We start from the raw sequence: 2,779 nt of genomic DNA on the forward strand, positions 1-2,779 counted from the left end.
ACCACCGCCGTAGCGCTGCTCCGCAACGTACAACGCAAGATCGCCAACTCGACTCGCGCGGATCTTCTGCTGCCTGGGTTACGGCCGGCCCGTCCCCGTCTGGACCGATCTGCCGGGAGCAGACTCGTATGCGAGTTCGGCCTGGCCACCGTGTCCGAGGGCGTGATAGGCGGGTCGCAGCAGTTCGGTCAGCGGCCGTACGCGGGCGGTGACGCTGGTGTCGGGGAGCTGATCGAGCAGCGCCGTCGATGGCGTGGCCGGCGGGCTCGGGACTGTCACGTCGGCTTGCCATGCGTAATAGGTGTCAAGGCAGTCGGCGAGCGGTCGGGCTGCTTGTTCGGCGCGGTCGGCGGCCGGCGGTCCTTCGGTGCGGGCGGCGGCCAGGTTGGCCAGCAGATCCTCGCGCTCGCGGCCGCGCCACGCGAGGATGGCGAACGGGTCGTCGTCGAAAGACTCGGCGAGCAGGTAGAAGGTGGCGGCAAGGTGCTTGCATGGGACGGCGTGATCGGGGCAGGAGCAGTCCAGCGACAGCTCCCGGGCGGTGGCGGGGAACAGCGACAGGCCGAGCCCGGCGAAGACGTCCTCGATGTCGTCGGGCATCTCGCCGGACAGCAGTTTGGCGGTGTACCAGGCATTTTCAGCCAGGCTCCGCTCAATTTGGGCCCATTCGGACTTGCCGAACGCGGGGATCCCGATCCGGATCCGGTACGGCCGGGCCCTGCTGCCCTGCACCTGGGCGGTGACCGAGCCCGGATCCACCTCGAGCGAGATCACCTGTCCCTTGCGCGCGTAGCTGCGGCCGCGCTGGAGCCGGTTGCCCAGGCCGATGTCCTCCAGTACCGCGATGAACCGCTCCGACCACCAGGTCCGCGCGATGGCGCCGCGGGCGCTGCGCGCCTTGAGCCCACCCTGCACGGGGCGGGGCCGCGACGGCGGCGGATACCAGCTCTTATTCACCGACGGCCCCCTCGGACAGCGCGAACACCTCGCGCAGGTCGCGGGTGGACAGTTCGGTCAGCCAGCCTTCGCCGTCGGTGACCACCAGGTCGGCCAGTGCCTTCTTCTCCTCGAGCATCTCGTCGATCTTCTCCTCGAGCGTGCCCGTGCAGATGAACTTGCGCACCTGCACCGTGCGCCGTTGTCCGATCCGGAACACCCGGTCTGTCGCCTGGTTCTCCACCGCCGGGTTCCACCACCGGTCCAGGTGCACAACATGATTGGCCGCGGTGAGGTTCAGCCCGGTGCCCCCCGCCTTCAACGACAGCAGGAAGATGGACGGCCCGTCCCCGGACTGGAAGCGGGCTACCATCTCGTCGCGCCGCTTCTTTGGGGTGCCACCGTGCAGGTAGGCGATGTCGCGGCCGAAGCTTGCGGCCAGGTGCGGCACCAGCAGCAGCACGACAATGCGGCCGGATCCGGGGCCATCCGCGAGCAGGCCCCACGCCGAACGCGGCGCGAAGGTTGTCGATCTCGACTTCCACCTGCTTGAGGCGCTGCTCATAGTCAGTGCCCCCGGCGCGTCGAGCAGGGCGGCCAACGCCACGTCCTGATGTGCCGCGCCGAAGCCGCGCCCACGCTGCTGGACGCCATCCGGCGAGCTGTCTGGTGACTCAGCGGCGCTACGGTCGCACCAGCCGACTGACCAGCGAGCGGTTTTTGTCGTGTTCCCGCTCCTCGAGGAGGAACTGAATGCCGTACTCGACCGCGGTCTTGGTGGAATCCCGCACCTCGCGCACCTTGGCGTCGTCGTTGTGGCGGCACCGAGTGGTCTGGATCGGCTCGCCGAACCAGTAGTACTGGCGTTCCGGACGGGGAATCGGCGTGGGCCCGATGCCGCGCCAGATCGGCCAGGAGTCCGGGCTGCCCAGCACCTTCTCGACGAACAGCCGTTCGGGGGCGAGCAGCGGGTTGTCGGCGTTCATCACGATGTCGACCGCATCGTCTGCGCCGACCGACGCGAACGGGATGATCGGGTAGCCGTATTGGATCGCCATCCGGGCGAACCCCATCCGGTTCTTCCACACCAGCTTGTAGCGCTCACCCTTGCGCTTGGCCACCTCACGCCCGCCGCCCGGGAAGACCAGGATCAGCTCTCCGCTTTGCATCAGCTCAGCGCAGTTCGCGCGAGTGCCCTCGACAACGCCGAAACTCTTCAGCATGTCGCGCCAACCTGGGACCTTGAATTGGGCGTGATCTCCCAGCGACCGCACGATCCGTTCGCGCCCCCACAGTTCCGCGCACATCAGCGGCAAGTCGAGCACCCCCAGGACTGTGTGGTTGCCGACCAGCAGAGCGCCGCGTCTCGGCACGTTGTCGATCCCGTACACCTTCGGGTTGATGAGCTTGCGCAGCGGCTTGATCAGCCGCAGAGTGACCTTGACCTCAGTAGCCGACGGAGCGTCGGGAACCGAGTCGGCCGCGTTCTTCTCGCTCATGACCCCAGTATGCGACCGCACACCGTCGCGATGGCAATCCCGTCAGACCCCTTACCCTCGACAGCATGCAATCGTGGTCGCCAGCCCCGGTTCCGGTGGTGCCGGGGCGCGGGCCCGAACTGCGGTTGTACGACAGCTCGGATCGTCAAGTGCGGCCGGTGGCGTCAGGGCGGACCGCGACGATGTACATCTGCGGCATCACGCCCTACGACGCCACCCACCTCGGGCATGCCGCGATGTACTTGGCGTTCGACCTGGTGCACCGAGTCTGGCTGGACGCCGGCCACGAAGTGCACTACGTTCTCACGAAATCTGCAGATCTGAAGTTCATCTGCAGTCGGGTG

Annotated in this window: 2 protein-coding genes and 2 pseudogenes; 1 reads left to right on the top strand and 3 read right to left on the bottom strand. The window is 67.5% G+C overall.

The features are described from left to right. Positions 1–78: 78 nt before the first annotated feature. From ACLP4W_RS12425 to ACLP4W_RS12435, 3 genes and pseudogenes are all read right to left on the bottom strand, one after another. Positions 79–957, bottom strand: coding sequence for an SWIM zinc finger family protein (locus tag ACLP4W_RS12425; protein ID WP_442386424.1), 879 nt, complete (start codon positions 955–957; stop codon positions 79–81). Continuing rightward, a pseudogene (locus ACLP4W_RS12430) lies at positions 950–1,393 on the bottom strand (DEAD/DEAH box helicase); the annotation flags it as partial. The pseudogene ACLP4W_RS12430 and the gene ACLP4W_RS12425, both read right to left, overlap by 8 nt. A gap of 226 nt (positions 1,394–1,619) precedes the next feature. Continuing rightward, entirely contained in the window at positions 1,620–2,435 is an 816-nt protein-coding gene (locus ACLP4W_RS12435) for a lysophospholipid acyltransferase family protein (RefSeq protein ID WP_442386425.1), read from the bottom strand. Positions 2,436–2,500: 65 nt separating this feature from the next. On the opposite strand from ACLP4W_RS12435, the pseudogene ACLP4W_RS12440 reads away from it, so the two are divergent. Then, positions 2,501–2,779 (top strand): annotated as a pseudogene (locus ACLP4W_RS12440) (hypothetical protein); the annotation flags it as partial.

The organism is Mycobacterium sp. (assembly GCF_052145595.1).
In the GTDB taxonomy this organism is placed as follows: domain Bacteria; phylum Actinomycetota; class Actinomycetes; order Mycobacteriales; family Mycobacteriaceae; genus Mycobacterium.

Coding starts and splice junctions, on each gene's coding strand:
- ACLP4W_RS12435 (WP_442386425.1), bottom strand. CDS start 2,435: ATGAGCGAGAAGAACGCGGCCGACTCGGTTCCCGACGCTCCGTCGGCT.